Annotated in this window: 22 protein-coding genes; 12 read left to right on the top strand and 10 right to left on the bottom strand. The window is 54.8% G+C overall.

Features of this window, described 5'->3' with window-relative positions:
* Positions 1–23: 23 nt before the first annotated feature.
* Both uvrD and KUO20_RS16210 read left to right on the top strand, forming a co-directional pair.
* The gene (uvrD, locus tag KUO20_RS16205; protein WP_235040826.1) at positions 24–2222 is read left to right on the top strand and encodes a DNA helicase II; all 2199 of its coding nucleotides are present in this window, start codon (positions 24–26) and stop codon (positions 2220–2222) included.
* A 131-nt stretch (positions 2223–2353) separates the two neighbouring features.
* Positions 2354–3448, top strand: a complete 1095-nt coding sequence (locus KUO20_RS16210; protein WP_235040827.1) for a TRAP transporter substrate-binding protein — start codon at positions 2354–2356, stop codon at positions 3446–3448.
* Positions 3449–3566: 118 nt separating this feature from the next.
* Here KUO20_RS16210 and KUO20_RS16215 read toward each other — a convergent pair whose 3' ends face one another.
* A complete protein-coding gene (locus KUO20_RS16215; protein WP_235040828.1) occupies positions 3567–3983 on the bottom strand; it encodes an acyl-CoA thioesterase in 417 nt (138 codons plus the stop codon).
* 259 nt (positions 3984–4242) lie between these two features.
* Between KUO20_RS16215 and KUO20_RS16220 the strand changes: the two genes are divergently transcribed.
* The 6 genes from KUO20_RS16220 to cysZ all read left to right on the top strand — a co-directional run bounded on the left by KUO20_RS16220 (position 4243) and on the right by cysZ (position 10145).
* Positions 4243–5136, top strand: coding sequence for a PstS family phosphate ABC transporter substrate-binding protein (locus KUO20_RS16220; RefSeq protein WP_235042508.1), 894 nt, complete (start codon positions 4243–4245; stop codon positions 5134–5136).
* 101 nt (positions 5137–5237) lie between these two features.
* A complete protein-coding gene (locus KUO20_RS16225; protein WP_235040829.1) occupies positions 5238–6356 on the top strand; it encodes an ABC transporter permease subunit in 1119 nt (372 codons plus the stop codon).
* Positions 6353–7771: a phosphate ABC transporter permease PstA gene (gene pstA / locus KUO20_RS16230; protein WP_235040830.1), complete on the top strand. Its 1419-nt coding sequence runs from the start codon at positions 6353–6355 to the stop codon at positions 7769–7771. The genes KUO20_RS16225 and pstA overlap by 4 nt, the downstream gene beginning before the upstream one ends.
* Positions 7765–8580 (top strand): phosphate ABC transporter ATP-binding protein PstB, encoded by an 816-nt coding sequence (gene pstB, locus KUO20_RS16235; protein ID WP_235040831.1) that lies wholly within the window; start codon positions 7765–7767, stop codon positions 8578–8580. Before pstA ends, pstB begins: the two co-directional genes overlap by 7 nt.
* A 31-nt stretch (positions 8581–8611) precedes the next feature.
* Positions 8612–9337: a phosphate signaling complex protein PhoU gene (gene phoU / locus KUO20_RS16240; RefSeq protein ID WP_235040832.1), complete on the top strand. Its 726-nt coding sequence runs from the start codon at positions 8612–8614 to the stop codon at positions 9335–9337.
* 76 nt (positions 9338–9413) lie between these two features.
* Positions 9414–10145 (top strand): sulfate transporter CysZ, encoded by a 732-nt coding sequence (cysZ, locus tag KUO20_RS16245; protein WP_235040833.1) that lies wholly within the window; start codon positions 9414–9416, stop codon positions 10143–10145.
* 148 nt (positions 10146–10293) lie between these two features.
* Here cysZ and KUO20_RS16250 read toward each other — a convergent pair whose 3' ends face one another.
* From KUO20_RS16250 to KUO20_RS16280, 7 genes are all read right to left on the bottom strand, one after another.
* On the bottom strand, positions 10294–10617 hold the full coding sequence (locus tag KUO20_RS16250) for a hypothetical protein (RefSeq protein ID WP_235040834.1): 324 nt from the start codon (positions 10615–10617) through the stop codon (positions 10294–10296).
* A 442-nt stretch (positions 10618–11059) separates the two neighbouring features.
* Positions 11060–11362 (bottom strand): hypothetical protein, encoded by a 303-nt coding sequence (locus KUO20_RS16255; RefSeq protein WP_235040835.1) that lies wholly within the window; start codon positions 11360–11362, stop codon positions 11060–11062.
* Positions 11363–11999: 637 nt separating this feature from the next.
* Positions 12000–12311 carry a hypothetical protein gene (locus KUO20_RS16260; protein WP_338035383.1) on the bottom strand — a complete coding sequence of 104 codons (312 nt, stop codon included), beginning with the start codon at positions 12309–12311 and terminating at the stop codon, positions 12000–12002.
* Positions 12312–12614: 303 nt separating this feature from the next.
* Positions 12615–13907 carry a phosphate regulon sensor histidine kinase PhoR gene (gene phoR, locus KUO20_RS16265; protein WP_235040836.1) on the bottom strand — a complete coding sequence of 431 codons (1293 nt, stop codon included), beginning with the start codon at positions 13905–13907 and terminating at the stop codon, positions 12615–12617.
* Between the two features lie 2 nt (positions 13908–13909).
* Entirely contained in the window at positions 13910–14599 is a 690-nt protein-coding gene (phoB, locus tag KUO20_RS16270) for a phosphate regulon transcriptional regulator PhoB (RefSeq protein ID WP_235040837.1), read from the bottom strand.
* Positions 14600–14710: 111 nt separating this feature from the next.
* A complete protein-coding gene (ubiA, locus tag KUO20_RS16275; RefSeq protein WP_235040838.1) occupies positions 14711–15601 on the bottom strand; it encodes a 4-hydroxybenzoate octaprenyltransferase in 891 nt (296 codons plus the stop codon).
* A 35-nt stretch (positions 15602–15636) separates the two neighbouring features.
* Positions 15637–16128, bottom strand: a complete 492-nt coding sequence (locus KUO20_RS16280; RefSeq protein WP_235040839.1) for a chorismate--pyruvate lyase family protein — start codon at positions 16126–16128, stop codon at positions 15637–15639.
* Between the two features lie 182 nt (positions 16129–16310).
* Here KUO20_RS16280 and KUO20_RS16285 point away from each other — a divergent pair, with 182 nt between their 5' ends.
* From KUO20_RS16285 to KUO20_RS16300, 4 genes are all read left to right on the top strand, one after another.
* Positions 16311–17525: an NAD(P)/FAD-dependent oxidoreductase gene (locus tag KUO20_RS16285; RefSeq protein ID WP_235040840.1), complete on the top strand. Its 1215-nt coding sequence runs from the start codon at positions 16311–16313 to the stop codon at positions 17523–17525.
* Between the two features lie 110 nt (positions 17526–17635).
* Entirely contained in the window at positions 17636–17908 is a 273-nt protein-coding gene (locus tag KUO20_RS16290; protein WP_096276881.1) for an HU family DNA-binding protein, read from the top strand.
* Entirely contained in the window at positions 17908–18264 is a 357-nt protein-coding gene (locus KUO20_RS16295) for a hypothetical protein (protein ID WP_235040841.1), read from the top strand. Before KUO20_RS16290 ends, KUO20_RS16295 begins: the two co-directional genes overlap by 1 nt.
* A gap of 53 nt (positions 18265–18317) precedes the next feature.
* Positions 18318–19265: a LysR family transcriptional regulator gene (locus KUO20_RS16300; RefSeq protein ID WP_235040842.1), complete on the top strand. Its 948-nt coding sequence runs from the start codon at positions 18318–18320 to the stop codon at positions 19263–19265.
* Here KUO20_RS16300 and KUO20_RS16305 read toward each other — a convergent pair.
* Both KUO20_RS16305 and KUO20_RS16310 read right to left on the bottom strand, forming a co-directional pair.
* Positions 19244–20812 carry an aldehyde dehydrogenase family protein gene (locus KUO20_RS16305; RefSeq protein WP_235042510.1) on the bottom strand — a complete coding sequence of 523 codons (1569 nt, stop codon included), beginning with the start codon at positions 20810–20812 and terminating at the stop codon, positions 19244–19246. The two genes, KUO20_RS16300 and KUO20_RS16305, sit on opposite strands and share 22 nt — an antisense overlap.
* Positions 20812–21696, bottom strand: a complete 885-nt coding sequence (locus tag KUO20_RS16310) for an NAD(P)-dependent oxidoreductase (RefSeq protein WP_235040843.1) — start codon at positions 21694–21696, stop codon at positions 20812–20814. The genes KUO20_RS16305 and KUO20_RS16310 overlap by 1 nt, the downstream gene beginning before the upstream one ends.
* Positions 21697–21811 lie beyond the last annotated feature (115 nt).

The following is a 21811-nucleotide window of genomic DNA, read 5'->3' on the forward strand; positions in this document are numbered from 1 at the left end:
TTTTTTATCCGGCAGCGGCTACTATGGACGACGTCACGGCGATTCTCGATCAGCTCAACTCCGCCCAGCGCGAAGCAGTGAGCGCTACTCAAGGCAACCTGCTGGTACTCGCGGGGGCAGGCTCCGGGAAAACCCGCGTGCTGGTGCACCGCATCGCCTGGTTAATGCAGGCCGAAGGGCTTTCGCCCTACGCGCTGTTAGCAGTGACGTTTACCAATAAAGCCGCTAAAGAGATGCGCACGCGCCTTGAGGCGCTGCAAGGCATTTCGCTGCGCCATGTGTGGGTCGGCACCTTCCACTCTATCGCCCACCGTCTGCTGCGCACCCACTGGCAGGACGCCAAGCTTCCGCAACACTTTCAAATCATCGACTCTGACGATCAGCTGCGCCTGGTTAAGCGGCTGTTGAAAGATTATTCGGTCGACGTCGAGCGCTATCCGCCTCGCCAAGTGCAGCATTTTATTTCCGGCTGCAAAGAGGAAGGCCTGCGCCCCCATCAGGTTAATGTCGATGGCGATGCCTATATGGGGCAAATGGTCGAGCTTTATGAGCGCTATCAGCTAACCTGCGAGCGCGGTGGCCTGGTCGATTTCGGTGAGCTGCTGCTGCGAAGCCTGGAGCTATTGCGCGATAACCCGGCGCTGTTAAACCATTACCAGGAGCGCTTTGGCCACGTATTGGTAGATGAGTTTCAGGATACCAATACCCTGCAATACGCCTGGCTAAAACTACTCACCGGTATGAAAACACCAATGACCGCCGTCGGTGATGACGACCAGTCAATTTACGGCTGGCGCGGCGCCAAAGTAGAAAATATCAGCCGCTTTGAGAATGAGTTTCCGCAAACCCATACCGTGCGTCTTGAGCAGAACTATCGCTCCACCAGCGCGATTCTAGAAGCCGCCAACACGCTGATCAGCAACAATAGCGAACGGATGGGTAAAAATCTGTGGACCGATGGCATTGAAGGCGAGCCCATATCGATCTACGCCGGTTTTAACGATCTGGAAGAAGCCCGCTATATCGTCGACACCATCAAAGAAAAAGTCGACGAAGGCTTTAATCGTCGCGACATCGCGATTCTGTACCGCTCCAACGCCCAGTCGCGGCTGCTCGAAGAAACGCTGATTCGCCAAGGCATGCCGTACCGTATTTACGGCGGCCATCGCTTTTACGAGCGTCTTGAAATCAAAAACGCCCTGGCTTACCTGCGCCTGATGCTCAACCGTGATGACGATGCATCACTAGAGCGCGTGATCAATGTGCCTACTCGCGGCATTGGCACACGCACCGTTGAGATTGTTCGCCTGCGCGCTCGTGAACAAAGCGTTCCGCTGTGGCAAGCACTGCACGATGCAATAAATGATGGTTCGCTAAAAGGCCGCGCGGCCAATGCGGTGCAAATCTTCACCAACCTGATTGAGCAGCTCGACAACGATGTCTCTGGCATGGCGCTGCACGAAATTATCGACCATGTGACGGTTCATACCGGCTTGATTGAGCATCACAAAAGCGAGCGCGGTGAGAAAGGCCAAGCCCGAGTAGAGAACTTGGAGGAGCTGGTCACCGCTGCCCGCGCCTTTACCCAGGGCGACGTTTTTGAAGCGCCCGAAGCGGGGGAAGGCATGGCGGCGCTGGAAGCCTTTCTTTCAGAAGCGGCCCTCAATGCCGGTGACCACGAAGCCGAAGAATTTGAGGACAGCGTGCAGCTAATGACGCTGCACTCCGCCAAAGGCCTCGAATTCCCCGTGGTGTTCATTGCCGGTGTCGAGGAAGGCCTGTTCCCGCACAAAATGTCGCTTGAAGAGCCGGGCAGGCTCGAAGAGGAACGCAGACTATGCTACGTCGGCGTCACTCGCGCTATGCAGAAGCTCTACCTGACCCACGCTGAAACTCGTCGCCTGCACGGCAAAGAGGTCTTTCCACGCCCCTCGCGCTTCTTGCGCGAACTGCCTCCACACCTGCTCGAAGAAGTACGCCTACGCGGACACATTTCACGCCCGGTCACGGCATCCCGCACCTCCTTTGCTCAGCAAAGTATCGAAAGCAGCGGCGATATTCCCAGCCTGCACGTCGGCCAGGGAGTTGAGCACCCCGTCTTTGGCGAAGGGGTGATTTTAAATGCGGAAGGCGAAGGTGCCCGCGCCCGTGTGCAGGTCAGCTTTGACGGTGAAGGCGTTAAGTGGCTGGTGCTTGGGTTTGCCAAGCTAACCCCGCTTTAAACGGTTAACGACTTAGCGTTGCACTCAATGGCTTGCCGATTAAAACCCGCTTAGCGCATACTGGCGGACGGACACTGCGCGCGCCTGCGTGCTGACAAAAAAATCATATAATTTCCGGAGACTTACCCGCCATGCAACGCCGTAACTTTCTCAAGACCGTCGGCTTAGGTGCTGCCGGTGTCGCTGCTGCCCCCTTTGTAACCACTGCTAGCGCACGCGCTCAAGAAACCTACACCTGGGACATGGTCACCTCCTGGCCAAAAAACTTTCCTGCTTTGGGCACCGGCGCGAACGATTTCGCACGTCGCGTTGAACAGCTGTCCAATGGCCGCATGCAGATCCGCGTTCACGGCGCAGGCGAACTAGTGCCCGCGCTGGAAGTGTTTGATGCCGTCTCTGCGGGCACCGCTGAAATGGGTCACTCTGCCTCTTACTACTGGCGCGGAAAAGTGGCGGCTTCGCAGTTCTTTACGGCCGTGCCGTTTGGTATGACGACCACTGAAATGAACGCCTGGCTTTATCACGGCGGCGGTCAAGAGCTGTGGGATGAAATCTATGGCAAGCACAATCTTAAACCGTTCCCAGTAGGCAATACGGGAGCGCAGATGGCCGGTTGGTTCAAAAAAGAAATCAACTCGCTGGCAGACATGCAGGGGCTGAAGTTACGCCTGCCAGGCCTTGCGGGTGAGGCCATGAATGCCATTGGCGTCAGCACCGTTAACATGCCCGGCTCCGAGATTTTCACCTCGCTGCAAACCGGCGTGCTGGATGCCGCTGACTGGGTGGGGCCATACAACGATATGGCATTTGGCTTGCACCAAGTCGCGGACTACTACTACACCTCGGTGTGGAACGAGCCGACGGCAGTTCTGGAAGGCACGGTCAATCTGGATGCGTGGAATGCGCTGCCGGAAGACCTACAGGATGTCATTCGCGAAGCGGCGCGCGCCTCGAACATGGCGATGAACAGCGAATTTGCCTATCGCAATGCCCAGGCGCTCGAAACGTTAGTAGATGAGCACGGCGTCCAACTGCGCACCTTCCCGGACGACGTGATGGAAGCGCTGTATGTCTCCTCACAGGAAGTCATCCAGAACCAAATAGATAACGACGAAGAATCCCGTCAGGTTTATGAGTCTTACTCTGCGTTCCAGAAGGTGCTGCGGCCGTTTAGCGATGTGAGTGAATACGCCTATCTGAAGAGCCGCGATAGCGTTGGTGCCTAATAAACGGATGCTTAACACATTGGCAAGCACGTAAAGGGCAAGCACGGCAAAAGGGCGCACTTAGCGCCCTTTTGCTATTTGAGACACGACCTCTTTTGAAAAGCGCCTGACCCGCTAACTAGTCGCTATGTACCGCTCGGATACGACCGTTGTCGTCTAGTGCCACCACCACAAAACGCGCTTCCGTGACTTTTTGGCGCTCTTCAATCCGCTGTCCATGAGGCGGACGCACCCATACTTCTACGTCGATTTTAATCGAGCTGTGGCCGATCTCTTGCACCTGGGTATAAACGCTGATCATTGAGCCAACGCGCACCGGGCTTAAAAAATCCATGGCTTCAATTGCCACGGTCGCTGTGCGTCCGCCTGCTTCACGCCCGGCCGCCAGTTCGGCCGCCTGGTCCATGTGATTAACCAGCCAGCCACCGGGTATATCGCCATAAAGATTGGTATCTTGACGTGAGGCCACTAATTTTAAAGTAAGCTGCCCTTTGGGGGCGGGCACGTCGTCCAAATCCGTTTCCAAAAGAGTCATTAGTTTGCCGCTTAGTCAGTTTATTGTTGTAACCCTTGTTGCCAGCGCCACGCACAAGCGCGCTGCCGATATTGGTTGCTGCATCGCAACACGACCAAAGGGATTCAGTTAATCATAAGAGGACGCCCGTTTGAATACCCGTTTGCATACTCTCTTATCGAGTGCTTCACATACTTCGCTGCGTACTTTTTCACAGACGCCGTTGAATGGCCAGGGCGCTCAGCCATCTAGGCTTTACACCTTGTTGCGCTGGGCGACCATGACGCTGCTGCTGGCAAGCCCGCTTGCGTGGGCGCAATCACCGCCGGTTAGCGGCACCTTGGGGGCCGTAGGTTCTGACACCATGGCGGGCCTGATGCTGCGCTGGGGCGAAACGCTAACGAATCGCTATCCGGATGTAACGCTGCAATTTCAAGCCGGCGGTTCGGCCAGTGCGCCGACGGCTCTGACGGCTGGCACGACGCGGCTGGGGCCAATGTCTCGCCCGATGACCAAAGATGAACGCGATAATTTTACCCAGCGCTATGGCTATGCGCCACTGGAATTAAAGATCGCTCGCGATGCGCTTATCATTGTCGTCCACCGCCATAACCCGCTGCGGGCACTCACTCGCCGCCAGGTCGATGCGATCTTCTCAACCTCGTTGGCCTGCGGTGCAGAGGCGCCGATAAGGCGCTGGGATCAGCTTCCTGCAACGCGCGATTGGTCATTTGGCAGCATTGCGCTGCATGGCCGCAACTTGGCGTCAGGCACCCATGGGCTGTTTCAAGAGCGGGTATTATGCGGCGGCGCCTTTCGCCATGATATCAGCGAACATCCCGGCTCATCGTCCGTCGTCGCGGCCGTCGGTGAATCAACCAACGCCATGGGGTACGCGGGATATAATCACCTGACCCCCGCGGTTCACGCGTTAAGCCTTTATAACGACAATGGCGTCGCGATTCCTCCTAGTGAAGCCGCGATACAGCGTGGCGACTACCCGCTGTCGCGCGATCTCTACCTCTACGTTAATCTACCGCCTGGCGAGCACCTGCCCCCCGCTGAGCAAGCATTGATAGCGCTCATTATGTCGGATGAAGGCCAGCAAATTGCCCGCGCCTCTGGGTTTGTGGCATTAGCTCCGAGCACGTTAGAAGCTCAGCGGACGTGGTAAGTCACTGTCATTTAAATGTCATCAAAGTGCCTTAAGGTGAGGAGACATCTTATGCTGAAGGATCAGTGCTGTGCGCGCCCTGGTTTGCCAATGATAACGACATGACCTCACCTCGGTTAACGACGTCCCGCCAGCCGCTGCGTCTGCTGCAAGATCGCGTGGCCACAGGGCTAATCACCGCAGGCGGTGTCGGCGTGCTGCTTGCGATACTCGCTATCGGCATCTTTTTGGTGTGGGAAACCATACCGCTCTTGGCGATTGGCGATGCCTTAGCGCTAACAACGCTGACCCCGCTTGCCTGGGGTACGTTGAAAGCCGCGCTGGCAGCTCTGCTGTTTGCGATCCCCGTCGCCCTGGGGGCGGCCATCTACTCGGCGCTGTTTATGTCCGCGCGTTTGCGCAGCCGTATCAAGCCCACGCTAGAAATGATGGAAGCGATTCCCGGCGTGGTAGTGGGCTTTATCGCCGGGCTCATTTTGGCGCCTTGGGTAGAACGCCACCTGGCGAGTGCGCTGGTTGTGATGATTTGGCTGCCGCTAAGCGCGGGGCTAGCCGGTTTATGCTGGCATTTGGCTAAAACACGCTTACGCCGCCGTCTACCGCTGTCCTGGGCCGGACTTTGGTTAGTGCCCTGGCTTGCGCTAATGGTGGCAACAGCGCTCTGGCTCACGCCTTGGGTAGAGCAGCATTGGCTTGGCGGCGACTTACGCCAGTTGCTCTATCAGCGATTTGGCATGGACTACGCTACTCGCAACGCGCTGATCGTGGGCATCGCCATGGGCTTTGCGGTCATTCCCAGTATTTACTCATTAGCGGAAGATGCGCTGGCCGATGTGCCGAAAACCCTGATTGAGGGCGCCCAGGCGCTAGGCGCCAGTCGTTGGCAGGCACTGTGGAAAGTGGCGCTGACGGCCGCGGGCCCCGGTATTTTCTCGGCAGTGATGATTGGTGCGGGCAGGGCCGTGGGCGAAACGATGATTGTGCTGATGGCGAGCGGCAATACCGCGCTGTTGAGCGCAAACCCGTTTGAAGGGATGCGCTCCATGTCCGCCGCGATCGCCATAGAGCTGCCCGAAGCCGCGCCGGGTGCCCAAACGTATCATCTACTGATGTTGGCAGCGCTCGTATTGTTCATCTTCACCTTTTTAGTTAACACCTTGGCAGAGGTTGTGCGCCAACGTTTGCGGCGTCGTTACCGCCAGCTGGGGGGCATGTCATGACCGGCGTGCCGACAGGCAGCCAGCGCCGCCGCTTTCACTGGCTAGATGGCCTTTGGCCTTGGCTTTGCGCGGCAAGCGTTGCGCTGTCGCTCCTTATGCTCGGGGCGCTGCTGACACTGCTACTGGTTCGTGGGCTAGGACATTTCTGGCCCGCCACCCTAGAGGAAGTCACGCTGCGCTCAGGTGAAACCTTTGCTGGCCAAGCGGTACGCGAAGTGGCGCTGCCCCAGCAGCCAGGGGATGAGCGCCTATATTTCACCGGTAATCGTGATATTGAGACCGCGCGCTGGCGCTGGGTGGCAATTGACGACATTGCAATGCAAGCCCAGCCCGCAGACCTAATTCGCCTAGAGCGCAGCCCCTGGGATGACTTTATCGGCCGCTTAGTGGCTATAGAGCAATACGATCAGCGCTGGGAGGGGGACGCTGCCTGGCAGCAGTTAACGTCGCTGTTAGCGCTGCCAGCTAGCCAACGTCCAGATAGCCAGCTACTGCTGATCACGGCCAGTGGCCAAGCCTTGCAGCAGCCGCTGGCCAACGTGGTCAGCGCTCAGGCTCCCAATGCCATGACATGGCGACAGAAAACGCTCGCTTGGGGTCAATCTGTGTGGCGCTTCTTGAGTGAGGGGCCGCGTGCCGCGAATACCGGCGGCGGCGTATGGCCGGCCATTTTTGGCACCGTCCTGATGGTGATTTTAATGTCGGTCATCGTCACACCGTTTGGCGTGCTGGCAGCCATTTATCTTAATGAGATTGCCCATCAAGGGCGGCTCACTCGGTTTGTCCGCATTGGCGTACGCAATCTTGCGGGCGTGCCGTCCATTGTGTACGGCGTCTTTGGTTTAGGCGTGTTTGTGTATGGGATTGGCGGCTCGCTGGACACATGGTTCTTTAGTGATACCTTGCCTTCCCCTACCTTTGGTACTGGCGGCCTGCTATGGGCCTCACTGACGCTCGCATTGCTTACCTTGCCGGTGGTGATTGTCGCAACCGAAGAGGGGCTGGCGCGCATTCCTGAGGCCCAGCGCGAAGGCGCCGTGGCGCTGGGCGCTACGCGCTTGGAAATGCTGACGCGCATCGTGCTACCCATGGCGGCGCCCGCCATGTTGACAGGCATGATTTTAGCCATTGCCCGCGCAGCGGGTGAAGTGGCACCGCTGATGCTGGTGGGCGTCGCTAAATTAGCGCCACAAATGCCGGTAGACGGTGAGTTTCCCTATCTGCATTTAGAGCGCAAGTTCATGCACCTTGGCTACCATTTATTTGATACCGCTTTTCACGGCGACGATGTGCAAGCCGCCATACCGTTGGTGTACGCCACCGCGCTACTGCTGGTGTTAATTGTGCTGGTGCTTAATCTAACTGCCATATTTCTGCGTCATTATCTTAGGCGTCAACGGGGAAGCGAATGCTAGCGCCATTACATTCAGTTAATGCCTCTCAGCCACCGGTCACGCATTTTTCGCCTGAGCAGTGCTGTCTGAGCATTGATCATCTTAGCCTTGCCTATGCCGGGAAAGAGGCGCTGCGTGATTTAACGCTGAGCATTCCTCGTCATCGTGTCACGGCCTTTATTGGCCCGTCGGGGTGCGGTAAATCGACGTTATTAAGGGCCATAAACCGGCTGCATGATCTTAACGAAGCGGTGAGCCACAGCGGCCAAATTGTGCTGGAAGGTCAAGATATTCATGGCCCTCAGGTAAATGTTACCGAGCTACGTCGACGTGTTGGAATGGTGTTTCAAACGCCTAATCCCTTTCCCATGTCGATTTATGAAAACGTCGCCTTTGGCTTACGTTTGCAGCAGCGCCTGCCCAAGCGCAAACGTGACGACATTATCGAGTGGGCGCTAACGTCCGCGGCGCTGTGGGATGAAGTGAAAGACCGTCTACATCGCTCTGCCTGGCAGCTTTCCGGTGGTCAGCAGCAGCGCTTGGTGATTGCCCGCACCTTAGCGGTAAAACCTGACGTACTGCTGCTTGATGAGCCGGCGTCGGCACTAGATCCCATTTCGACGCTTAAAATTGAGGAGCTAATTCGCAACCTCAAGTCAGAGCTAACCTTGGTGCTGGTGACTCACAACATGCAGCAGGCGGCGCGAGTATCGGACTACACCGCCTTTTTGCATCAGGGTGAGCTGATTGAATACGGGCCCACTGACCAAGTCTTCACCAACCCCCGTTTGCAACGTACCGAAAACTACATCACCGGCCGCGTCACCTAGGCCTTATCGACGACAACATCAGGAGTGGTCCATGGATATTACGAGCGATACCCACAGCCAGCATATCTCCCGCCAGTTCAATCAGGAGCTGGAAGAGCTTAAAACCCACCTGATGGCGATGGGCGGCCTGGTAGAAAAGCAGGTGCAGGATGCCGTCTTTGCTCTTCTGGAAGGCGATACTCGGTTGGCAGAGCAAGTGCGCGACAATGATCGCCAGGTGAACGCTCTACAGCTGCAAATTGATGACGAATGTACGCGCGTACTGGCCCGCCGCCAGCCGGCAGCATCGGACTTGCGGCTGGTGCTTGCCGTTATTCGCGCTACCTCTGATCTGGAGCGAATTGGCGATGAAGCCAGCAAAATTGCCCGGAACGCGCTGCTGTTAAGCGAAAGCACCAGCACCATTCGCGGCCTGGTGGAAGTGCGTCACATTAGCGAGCACGTGCGTAAAATGCTGCGCGATGCGCTCACCGCCTTTGCTCGCTTTGATACCGATCTTGCGATGCAGGTCGTGCGTGAAGACGAGCTGGTAGATGATGAGTACAGCAGCGCTATGCGCTCCTTAATGACGTTCATGATGGAAGATTCACGCTCTATTACTTCCGTACTGAGCATCATGTGGGTACTGCGTGCCCTTGAGCGCGTGGGCGATCATGCTGACAATCTTGCGGAATACGTGGTCTATCTCGTGAAAGGCTTAGATATTCGTCACAGCGACCCTGACAATCTAGATCCGCAGGGGCTAAAAAAGTCTTGACCTGATTAGGGTTTCCTCCTGCAATACGTCCAGGTTGCCAGGCAGCCTGGACGTTTGAACCATAAGGAGCCACCTAATGCTGGATGCTGTCACTGCCCTTAGTCGAGGTACACGCTGTGTTTATCAGCCGGGTATGCGACGCTATATTTTCTTGCCCATTTTAATCAATCTCATCGTTTACATCAGCATGCTCAGCTTTGTGCTCTCACGCTTTGATGGCTGGCTGGCGCATTGGATGGGCATGGTGCCCACCTGGCTAGAATGGCTGTCGTGGCTCATTTGGCCGCTGTTTGTGATTAGCCTGATCGTCGTCGTGTTTTTTACCTTTACGCTAATTACCAGCTTCATTGCCGCGCCTTTTTACGGCTTTTTGGCCGCTAAAGTTGAAATACAGGCAACCGGCCGCGAACCCCTTGATGATCGAAACCTTACCCAAACGGCTATCGATGCGGTGGGTCGAGAGTTTGTAAAACTCGCCTATATTTTACCTCGCGCGATAGGCCTGTTTGTCATTAGCTGGATTCCTGGCCTGAATTTGGTTGCGCCCCTACTCTGGGCACTATTCTCAGCATGGATCATGGCGATTACCTATCTGGATTATCCGATGGATAACAACAAGGTAACTTTTAAAGATATGCGCCATCGCCTCGCCAAGCGTTGGTGGCAAAGCCTGACCTATGGCGGATTAATTACGCTGATTACCTGGATTCCGCTGGCCAATTTATTTCTGATTCCAGGCGCGGTGGCGGGTGCCGTACTGATGTGGGACGAGCATTATCGAGGCGTTCGCGACATTACGCCGAGTTAAACGTATCTGATTGATACGTTTAATGCCTGGCTCAGCGTGTTGAGATGGGCGATGAAGGCACTGTTGTCAACGCTCGCATACTCTAAAAACGCATAGGCCCCGCAGAAGCGAGGCCTATGAGCGCTAACAGTAACCGTTCAGCCAGTCACTACCATTCAGTGCTATCACCTTCATCACGGGTCAGATCCTCCGGGCTGTACTGAGTACCACGACGCGCGCTTTTACCGGTATCAGAAGCACTGCTAGACGGCGAGAAATCCATGCTGTCACCGTCATCACGCGTTAAATCACGCGGAGATACTCGCGTATCATTAGACGTGTTGCGCGAATGTGGTTCATCAAAAGCATCCTGCCCCACTGCACGATCCTTATTAAGCTCGATGGATGGGTGTGCCATTGCCAGCGGGCTGGCAACCAAGCCGAAAGAAATACCTACAATAGCGGCTTTTTTACCTAATTTTTTCAATAACATGGCGTTCTCCTCATTACTGCTACGTACCGCTAACGAGTAGTAGAAGTAACCGTTATCGCATTACTTCACAGCGGCTATCGTGTTCAACTAATTGTACGTGTTAGAAGTGCATACTGGATGCCAAAAAAATAAAAATATTTAAAATTACTTAAAAATCATATTCTTATTTAATTAACATTGGACACAAAAAAATGGCGCAGGCTGTTTTTATCAACAATAATGGTGCCGCTATTGCACATGTAGCGCATTGTCCTGCATACGATCATTGGCTTCTTCTAAATGAACCGTACTATTCGCCGCCCTATTAATGCTTAAGGGTTACTGAAGCCGGGGGCGGTTTTGACGTGAAGAACAGTATAAATAAAATGCTTTCATACAAAAAACTAGACCCCGCATAAGCGGGGCCCAAGACGTCATATAACTCTTTACGATTACAAATCGATTACCAAACTTGTCCATCGCCTTCGTCATGCGTTAAGTCTTTAGCCGTAAAATCTACATCAACGCTGGCACTCGTTGACTCAGGCTGAATAACCGCAGGACGATCGCCTTCATCATACATTAAGTCAGATGGGCTAAAGTCAGACTGAGCGACTGTGAGCTCTGACTGCGCCTGAATGGGTTCAATATCAACCGCACGGTCTTGGTTAGCTTTGATTGAAAAATTTGCAAAAGCAAAGGGGCTAGCCAATAACGTTAGTGAAATACCCACTAAAGCTACTTTTTTAACAAAAATATTTAACATTTTGACACTCCTGGAACTGTTGGTAACGCTGGCGTGGAAGAAGAAGCGCCTTGATGGCAAACTTTTAACTTAATCAACTTCCTTGCCCTTAGTAAGCACAAAGAATGCCACCTCTAGCATAAATTACAAAAAACGCCATTAATCAATAGTATATATTGCGTATGTTGCGCGCAATAATATAACGCAAAAACAATAATCGCACTAAATAATTGTGCACTAATGACACATGCGCAAATTTGTATGTGCCTTTTTGACACATAGACGATAAGAAGATGCAGAGGTTCTGTACTGTAAAAAGGATAGGAGTGAGCGGTATCACTAACGACGAGTGAACCTAGTCAGCCATATTTAATAAGAAAAACTAAGGGCAGGAAAAGCCAGCAGCGACGGAGAACGGAAAAACGGCTGACGGCAAAAAAAAACAAAGCCCCACCGGAGGTGAGGCTTAATGTCTAACTTGCAGATAGGTAATATTGACGTTAGCTTCCATTCCTTGTGCGGGGCTCCAACCTTGGATGCTACCCTGACTAACGTGCTGATTGCCTATTGATTCATCCTTGAATCCAAATATATCCCTATAGCAGAGCCTTTACAGACTCTTGGTACTGTCGTTCAGTACTATTTTTCAGAACTACAGTTACATACCGCTATTTTCTTCTGGTAACTCTTCTGTGCTTTCAAAATTAGCATCATCTGAGTTACTGGTAGACTCGGGCTCCATGTTGCTGGCGCCATCGCCTTCATCGTGCGTCAAATCGTGCTGGCCACGCTCACTAGCGGTATCCGTGTGGTTACCTTTCGGCTCCATCGCCTCATCATCCGCAGTAATGCCTTTATTCTGATCAATTGCCGTGCTTTGCTCAGATTCTGCGAACGCGAGTGGGCTAGCCATCAAGCCAAACGTTAAACCTAAAATGCCAGCTTTCTTGAGTAATTCCTTGGACATCATATTCCACCTCCGATCGCTGTTTAAACCGCTTAATTAAGAAAGAAAGGCTAATGTCAGCCAGCAATTCCTGCGGTCATCTCTCTTACTTATTTATAAATGTTGCAGCGGGCATGCCAAAAGCTGTCACTATTAATTAATTTTTAATAAAATCAATAATTTAATAAAAAATAAACCATAAAATAAATCTTAGTTAACGATTAAGCATGCCCAGAGAGTGTGTAAAAATGGCACATGAGCAAAGTTTTACCAATCTTGTATGCCAATATTGCACACTTCTACAGAGATTGTGCATAGCATCTACTTTCAGGGTGGGCTAAGGCGCGAAGCGGGGAATTTGCAGCGGAATAAGGCACCCTTACCCGGGTGAGATTCAATCAGAAGCTGCGCATCATGGCGCAGCAGCACGTGCTTGACAATGGCCAAGCCCAAACCTGTACCGCCCGTTGTCGTACTGCGCCCTTTATCAACGCGGTAGAAGCGTTCGGTCAGCCGAGGAATGTGCACCGGATCAATGCCCTCACCGTTGTCCTCAACCTCAATGCAAGCGCCGCCCGCTTGGCTATCTTGCCAGCGCAACGTGATGTGGCTCCCAGGCGGCGTATAGCGAACAGCGTTAAAAGCGAGATTAGAAATCGCGCTGCGCATTTCCTGCTCACTTCCGAGCAGGCGTGCATTGCTCTCAAGTGCAATGAGAATGGTATGCCGCTGACCCGATAGCGCTAGCGCATCATCACAAACGCTCTGCAGCAACGGCCCCAGCGACAAGGGCTGATGGTCCTTGCCACTTTGGTCAATTTCTAACCGGGACAGCAGCAATAGATCATTGACCAGATTCTGCATGCGCTGCGTCTGCTCCTGCATTTGGTAAATACCTTTACCCAAGCGCGGAGGTAGCTGCTCGGCAAGATCGCCATAGGTTTCTAAATAGCCGGAAAGAACGGTTAGCGGCGTACGCAGCTCGTGAGACACATTGGCCACAAAATCACGGCGCATCTGCTCCAAGCGATGCAGGCGCGTAATGTCTCTCGCCATCACTAGCCGCTCATCGTCGCCGTACAGGGTAATTTGGTACTGCAGAATGCATCGCTCATCAATGGGAGATGTCAGCGTTAGCGGTTCACTATAGTGACGGGCGTTGAAGTAGCTTATAAAGCCTGGATCGCGGAGTAAATTGGTAATGTGCTGACCACGGTCATGGGCCGTTTGCAGGCCTAGCATCGTGGTTGCGGCGCTGTTCCACCACTCTAGATCGCCATGGCGGTCGAGCATAACGACGCTGTCGCGCATCGCTTCTGACGACTCTTGAATACGCGCCAAGGTGGCACGCAGTCGACTTTGGGTAATACGCTGACTTTTTTGATAGCGGTATAAACGATCAAACAGTTCGCCCCATAGCCCCTTAGCAGCAGGCGGTTCATCATGGGGTTGCAGGGTTAGCCATCGATACAGCGCGCGCAGCTGCCGCAAGTGATAAAACAGGTACACTGCCAGTCCAGACGCCAGCCCAAGCCCTGCTTCATCCAATAGCCAGCCAATGCCTGTGCCCAGCGTGGCTAGCCAGGCCAGTTGCCACAGTTCACGGCTCCATAGACGCACATTTATACCCGTGAAGAGAAACGGTAACCGGTGCCCCGAACCGTTTGAATCAGATTTTGATGTGTTTCGCCCAGCGCTTTGCGCAACCGACGAATATGTACATCTACCGTGCGTTCTTCAACATACACGTTGCCACCCCACACTTGATCAAGCAGCTGGCTACGCGTGTAAGCGCGCTCCTGGTGCGTCATAAAGAACTGCAGCAGGCGATATTCCGTTGGGCCCATCTCAAGCGCCTTCCCATCGGTGCTGACGCGATGGCTCACCGGATCAAGCAGCAGTCCATTAACCTCGACGGGATCTTCAACACCGCGTGGCGTTGCGCGACGCAAAACGGCTTTAAGCCGCGCCACCAGCTCGCGAGGCGAAAAAGGCTTGGTGATATAGTCATCGGCGCCAGCTTCAAGCCCCTGAATCTTATTATCCTCTTCGCCTTTAGCGGTCAGCATAATAATAGGGATCTCAGCGGTGGCTTCTTCGCGCTTTAAGCGCCTAGCAAGCTCAATACCGCTGGTGCCAGGCATCATCCAATCAAGCAGCAGTAAATCAGGCTGGTGGTCGACGATCAAAGCATGAGCATCCTGAGCGTTATCCGCTTCGAGCACGCGATAGTCAGCCATTTCCAGCGCTACCGCAATCATCTCGCGGATCGGCGCCTCATCATCGACAATCAAAACGGTCTTGGCAGTCATACCAGAGCCTCAAGGTGTGCAAAGAGAGCTAGTTCAAATAAAAACAGCTCAATGACATATCGATGACGATAACACCATGACTTGATGACAGTTACATGACAGCGGCGGTTATTAGCCCGCCACAGGCCACCAACTTAACGCAATACCGGCGAAAATAAACAAACCTGACCAAAAATTATTGAGGAACGCCTGAAAGCACGCATCCCGGGCGCGGTGAAAAATTAACCGCTGCTGATGCAGAAAAGTGGCCGCCATTCCCACAAGACCTAACCAGAAAAAGCCGCCTAGACCCACTCGCCACCCCACCCACGCTAATAGCAGTAACGTCACCACCTGTAGCAAAGCAATAATGACGCGGTCCGCATTACCAAACAGCACGGCTGTCGATTTAATGCCGATTTTTAAATCATCGTCGCGGTCCACCATGGCGTACTGGGTGTCATACGCCACCGTCCAAACCACATTGGCAAAGAACAATAACCACGCCTCCAGCGGGACATAGCCGAGCACAGCGCCAAACGCCATGGGGATTGCCCAAGCAAAGGCGGCGCCCAGCACCACCTGAGGAAGGTGGGTGTAGCGCTTCATAAACGGATAAATAATCGCTAACAGCACGCCACCCAGCGAGAGCATCACCGTGAACCAATTGGTCAGCAGCACCAAAATGAAGGAAACGGCTATAAGCGCGATAAACAGCAGCTGGGCCTCGGTTTCGCTAATACGACCGGTGGCTAGAGGACGATTTTTAGTGCGCTTTACATGCCCATCAAAATGACGGTCGGCATAGTCATTCACCACACACCCCGCGGCACGCATGGCGTAAACGCCGGCAACAAAAATAAGCAGCACGTTTCGCCCCGGCACGCCCTGCGCGGCAATCCATAGCGCCCAAAGGGCTGGCCACATTAATAGCCACGTACCGATGGGCCGATCTAAGCGCATCAGTTGTAAAAAGTCTGCCACGCGAGCCAATCCCTTCGGCCGCAACAGTGAACGATCCATGCTTACCTCACGAAAAAGAAAACGCAGCCGTTAGCCTAGCGCGAAGGCAGATCAAGATCATCCGCCATCGCCAGCAAAAAATACTCTTGTACTAATAGCGACAGCCCGCCATGCGTAAAGACAGAGCGGCGACCCCAGGTACCGTCCTGCTCGATCCCATTTAGGCTAGCAAATGGCGGGCGTTGTGTTGTCGCCTCTAATGGCCCACGCACTAAATCTGGCTGCCGAAATAACCAGCTGCCTAACGAACGCTCGCCCAAACTGTCTAAACGCTGGCCTTTTAGCTGCGTCAACGGCGCTACTGAGCGCGCGACCACCCACGGCGTTTCATCTAAACACAGCGCTACTTCGCGCAGCCATGCATAGCGTTTAGGGCCAATGCCCAGCGCCTGTGCCTCATCGGGCAGCGGCCATCCCACACCTTGGCGCAGTAAACGCACCCGAAAAGACTTGCCGCCGCCTGCCGCTTTTAAACGAGCGGTTAACGAATCGGTGGAGGCTACCCACTGCCACCATGGAGAGCTCATTGCGGGGCGCGCCGCATGGACGGGTCGCCAGCGTGGAAAAAGATACGTTTGCCGGCCAGCGGATGGTGTCACCGAGTTCTCCAGGGCAATAATGGGAGCAGCTAGTGTAACATGGCGCTCTAACAGGCTTTTATTTCAGCAGCTCTTTCAGTAACTCTTTTAGCGACCTTTTGGATGTCTGCATGCCCGCACCGCATACACAGCTAACGTCAACGACGCCACTATCTTCTCGCGCTGCGCTGGTGATTATTGGCACGGGAATGGCAGGCATAGGTCTTGCTCGTGCATTGCGACGGCTGGGCGACACACGCTCCATCACACTGGTCAGCGCTGACAGCGGCGACGATTACAGCAAGCCCCTGCTTTCTACCGGCTTTAGCAAAGGATTAGCGCCCGAGAAATTAGCTCAGCGAAACGCCGCAGAGCTTGGCGAAGAGCTAAATGCCCGAATAGTTACCCACACCCCGGTCAGCGCACTGGATGTGGATAACCAGGCGATGCTTTTAGGCAATGCGCCAGGCCACGAGTGGCTGAGCTATGAAACACTGGTGTTAGCAACCGGTGCGGCACCCCGAATGCCTTTCAGCAGCGAGCCTAGCGTCGCTTCACGCTGTTTTACGGTCAACGATTTAGACGACTATCGCCGCTTTCATCAGGCGTTAAGTCGCGGAAATTCACGGGTAGCCATTGTAGGTGCCGGGCTAGTCGGCTGTGAGTTCGCTAACGACCTTCACGCCGGCGGCCACCCGGTGTCCGTCATTGCCCCCGAAGGCAATCTACTTGCGCGCCTGTTACCGCCACCATTAGGTCACGCCTTAGGCGATGCGTTCAGCGACGCGGGTATCCGACTTTTTTTAGGCCGCACAATTGAATCGATAGCGCTCAGCCACACCAATGACATTGCGCTCCATTTGGATAACGGCTCCGTGCTCAGCGCCGACATCATTTTGATGGCCACGGGCCTTGCCCCGCGCACCGCACTTGCCGAAGCAGCAGGGTTAACGGTGTCAGCTAGCGGCATTGTGGTAGATCGCCAGCTGCGCACATCGCACCCCAATATTTATGCGTTAGGCGATGTAGCCTGCGTCGATGGGGTGAACGCTATGTACGTACAGCCGCTGCAAGCCAGTGCCAAAGCCCTAGCGGCAACCCTGGCCGGCACCCCCACTCGCGTAAGCTTTGGCGCGTGGCCGGTCGTAGTTAAAACCCCGTTGTTGCCCGTGGTTGCCTACCCAGCTCCATCTCCTCCTGAGCGCTGGAGAATTGAAGGCGAAGGCGGCGATATCAGTGCCTTGGCAGAAGATAAAGACGGACGTTTGATTGGTTTTGCGTTGACAGGCGGCTGCGTGAGAAGGAAAGTGGAGCTTTCCAGAGCAGCACCTGCGCTGCTAGGCTGATTTTCGCCGCGTTCACGACTAGGCTAAATTAAGCTAACCTAGTCATGGTGACGCACCCAATAACATACCTTCGTTTTATACGTTCGATTTTTATCAAAGGGAGATTCCTTATGCGCAAACCTGAACTCGCTGCTGCTATCGCTGAAAGTGCCGACCTGTCTAAAGACAAAGCTGGCCAAGTACTGAATGTCATTCTGGATGAAATCACCAACAGCGTCGCCAAAGGTGAAGATGTTGCTCTGATTGGCTTTGGCACCTTTACGGTTCGCCAACGCGCTGCGCGTACCGGCAAGAATCCGCAAACCGGCGCACCGCTGCAAATTGCAGCCAGCAAAAATGTCGCCTTTAAGCCTGGTAAAGCACTGAAGGACGCCGTTTCCTAATGAAGCTCAAGCTGACGCTGTGGCTACTGGGCTTAATGCTCAAACGAGCCCTGCGCCGCAAGCCGCGTTTTCGTGAGCAGCTAGAGCGCATGCGCGGCTTGGACTGGGGAATAGCCACCGAAGATCTAAGTATTGCCCGCCACTACCGGATGACGCCGAAAAGCATCCGTACCGGTAAAGGGCTGCCCGTAGACTTAGATCTTGAGCTGCGCTTCCGCGATCAAGCTACCGCCTTGAAAGTACTCAAAAAGCCAACACAGCAGGCCTTTCTTGACGGCATGATGAATGGAAACGTCCGCTTAGTTGGCGACTCTGCTGATATGAACAAGCTGCAGAAACTGCTCAAGTATCTGTAGTAAGGCACTATCGGCTTAGAGCCAAAAACAGCGCAGAGGTATAACAGCTCTCGATGGATATACCTCATCAACGCTTAGTGTACTTCCGCGTTGCCCTGGAGTCTGGCTCGGTGCGCCGCGCAGCGGCACGCTTAGACATTGCTCCCTCGGCGGTTAGCCGGCAAATTTCATTGCTGGAAGAAGCCTTAGGGGCGACCCTTATGGAGCGTCAGCGTGACGGCATTTCACCCACGCCAGTGGGTGAAATGCTGCTTGAGTACTGCGAGCGACGCGGGGCTCTTGATGAAGGCTTTATCGCCTCACTTGAATCTTATCAGCGTATGGAAACCGGCAAAATTTCACTCACCGTGGGTGAGGGTTTTGTCAGCGATCTAGTGGCGTCCCCGCTACACGAATTTACCCAGCTTTATGCCGGCATTCAGCTGGATATCCATATTGCAGGCACCTCGGGCATTATTGAAGCAGTGGTCGATAATCACAGCCATATCGGCTTAATGTTCCACGAGCGCACTCATCCCCAGCTACGCTTTTGGGCCTCTAGCCCCCAGCCGCTGATGGCCATTTTATCTCCCGATCACCCTCTCGCCCAACAAACTACGCCGCTCTCACTTATTCAGCTCAGCGCCCAGCCGATGGCCATGTGGGATATCAGCCACGGCGTGCGTCAAATGGTTGATCAAGCCTTTCAACAGGCGCGGATTGTTCCACAGCTAGCCATGAACACTAATTCGATGGTGGTGTTGGCACAGTATGTCCGCAGCGGAATGGGAATCACCCTGCTGCCAGCCTTTGCCGTCGCCCATGATCTTGAAGCGGGCACGCTCGTCGCGCGGCCGGTCGATAATCCGCTATTTCAGCGCTCCCACGCGCACATGGTCACCCGCGTGGGTCGCCAGCAGCCCAAAGCCAGTATTCTCTTGCTGCGTCATTTACAGCGCTGGATGCAGGCGTTTCGCGACCCAGGCTTAGTAGTGAACGATCAACCCACACCGCTACCGTAGCCGAACGCAACGCTTGCCTGTGTCGCAGTTTCCACCCACACGCTTTGCGGCACGGTATATTCACGCAGGCCCTCCAGGCCACTAGACCGGCCAAAGCCGCTATCCCCAAAACCACCAAACGGCGACATGACGCTGATCGCTTTGTAGCTATTGATCCACACCGTGCCTGCACGCAGCTGCCCTGCCACGCGATGCGCTCTTGCCACGTCCTGGCTCCATACCGCCCCGGCCAAGCCAAAACGCGTTTCATTGGCTAAGCGAATAGCCTCGGCTTCATCGTCAAAGGCCATGGCGACCAGCACGGGGCCAAAGACCTCCTGCTGGGCGATTTCCATATCGGGCGTTACATCGACCAAAACCGTGGGGGCGATAAAGTAGCCTTGCGCTTCGTCAGGCAAGCTCGCAGGACGCTTACCGCCCGTTAATAGCCGTGCGCCAGCGTCCACGGCGGCATCGATCATCTGGATAACCTGATCAAACTGACGACGATTTTGCAGTGGCCCCATGCGAGTCGCCTCCTCGCTGGGCAGCCCGACCTCGATCTGTTCTGCGGCGCGCGCCAAGCGCGTGGTGACCTGCTCAAATACCGAGCGCTCAATCAATAGCCGCGATCCCGCCACGCAGCTTTGCCCAGCGGCGGCAAAAATAGCGGCTTGAGCGCCCGCGACGGCTTCATCCAGCTTAGCATCGGCAAACACGATGTTGGCCGACTTCCCGCCAAGCTCTAACACGCTGGGCGCCAAGCGTCGTGCGCCCGCTTCAGCAATCATGCGCCCGCTCTGAGGTGAGCCAACAAACACCAGCTTACTAATGGTGGGGTGATCGGTTAGCGCTGCACCGGTCGTTTTACCCAGCCCGTTAACAATATTAATCAGGCCTTTAGGCAGCCTTTGTGATTGCTCTAGCCCGCCGGTTTCGAGCAGCTTTGCAATCACTACCGATGAAAAGGGCGTTAGCTCAGAGGGCTTCAATACCGCACCATTGCCCGCCGCAATGGCCGGGGCCAGCTGCCAGGCGCAGGTAAACATCGGCGCGTTCCACGGGGTAATTTGCCCTACCACGCCATAAGGTACGTGACGCACGTAGTTAAGATGCGATGTCGGCACCGGAATTACTTCGCCATGCTGTTTGTCGCACCAGCCCGCGTAGTATTCAAACATCTCACGTACTTTTCCCACTTCAGCGCGGCAGTCTCGAATCGGCTTACCGGCGACAACGCTTTCCAACTGCGCAAGCGCCTCTTCATGGCCTTCTAGGCCACGCAGGGCAGCATGCATGCGTCGACCACGCTCGCTAGCGGTTAGCGCCATCCATTCCTGCTGCCCACGCGCTGCCGCTTGGGTGGCACGCTCAATCAGCGTAGCGCCCGCATCGCGATAGCTGACCAGCGCTTCGCCGGTGGCAGGGTTAATCAGGGTAATTTGTTCGCCATCCCCTGCCACTAAGCCGCCATCAATCCAGTTACTCAGTGGCGTGTCAGCCGCCAAGCCAAAACCTTCAAGCAGTTCGGCAAGGCGTTGACGGGCGAGTTGATTAAGTGACGTCATCATTTTCCCTCCATCTGCGTGGCACGCGCTAAAATCGGCGTCGCAATATGGTTAAAGTCATCGCTATCAGCGGGGTGATCAGCATTCGCGTGCCAGGCAGCAACAACGGCGTTGAGCAGGCCCAGAGGAATATTAAGCTGCTCAGCGGCATCCCGTGCCAAACGCAAATCTTTACGCATCAAGCCGGTGGTAAACCCCGAGTCAAAGCGCTCGCTCAACACCCACTCAGGGAAATTCACTTCACTCACCGCGCTGCGCCCAGAGCCACTATTAATCCCAGCTAAGCAGGCCGCGGGGTCAACGCCGGCTTTCGTCGCCATGGCCACTGCCTCGGCGGTGGTCAGCAAGTGCGCGGCGCACAGGTAATTATTCGCGAGTTTAACAACGTGGCCACAGCCAGGGCCGCCCACGTGAGTGCGCTTAGCCGACATTGCTTCCAGCATCGGGGTAACGCATTCGATAGTGTCGGTGTCGCCCCCGAGCAACATCCCCAGCTTGCCGTTGGCGGCGCCTTTCGGCCCCCCGCTCACGGGCGCATCCAGCCATTGAAGGCCCGCAGCAATGACTTTCTCAGCCAGCTCTCGGCTAACCACGGGGTCGCTGGTGGATGTATCGACAATCACGCTGCCCTTAGGCGCCAGCTTGAGTAGCCCCGGTGATTGCTCGATAACGTCACGCACATGAGCGGACGTGGGCAGCGACAGCAGATACACGTCGCTGGCGGGCAGTGCCTCAGGTGCTACGACGGCCAACCCTTGTTCAGCCAGCCGCGACCGCGCGGGTTCAAACACGTCGCTGCCTGTTACCGTAAAGCCTGCGGCTTTAAGGGTGAGCGCCATGTTGCCGCCCATCTGCCCCAGGCCAATCACCGTAATGGTTAACATAGTAAAACTCCTAAGCGTCTTTACTAGGCAATATGCAGCGTAAAGAGGCTCAACGTAGAAATTGGGCGTAGCCGCTCCCCTACCCATCGGGCATAGAAGAGCGAATAGCGCAGGT

The sequence above is a fragment of the Vreelandella profundi genome, assembly GCF_019722725.1.
Lineage (GTDB): Bacteria > Pseudomonadota > Gammaproteobacteria > Pseudomonadales > Halomonadaceae > Vreelandella > Vreelandella profundi.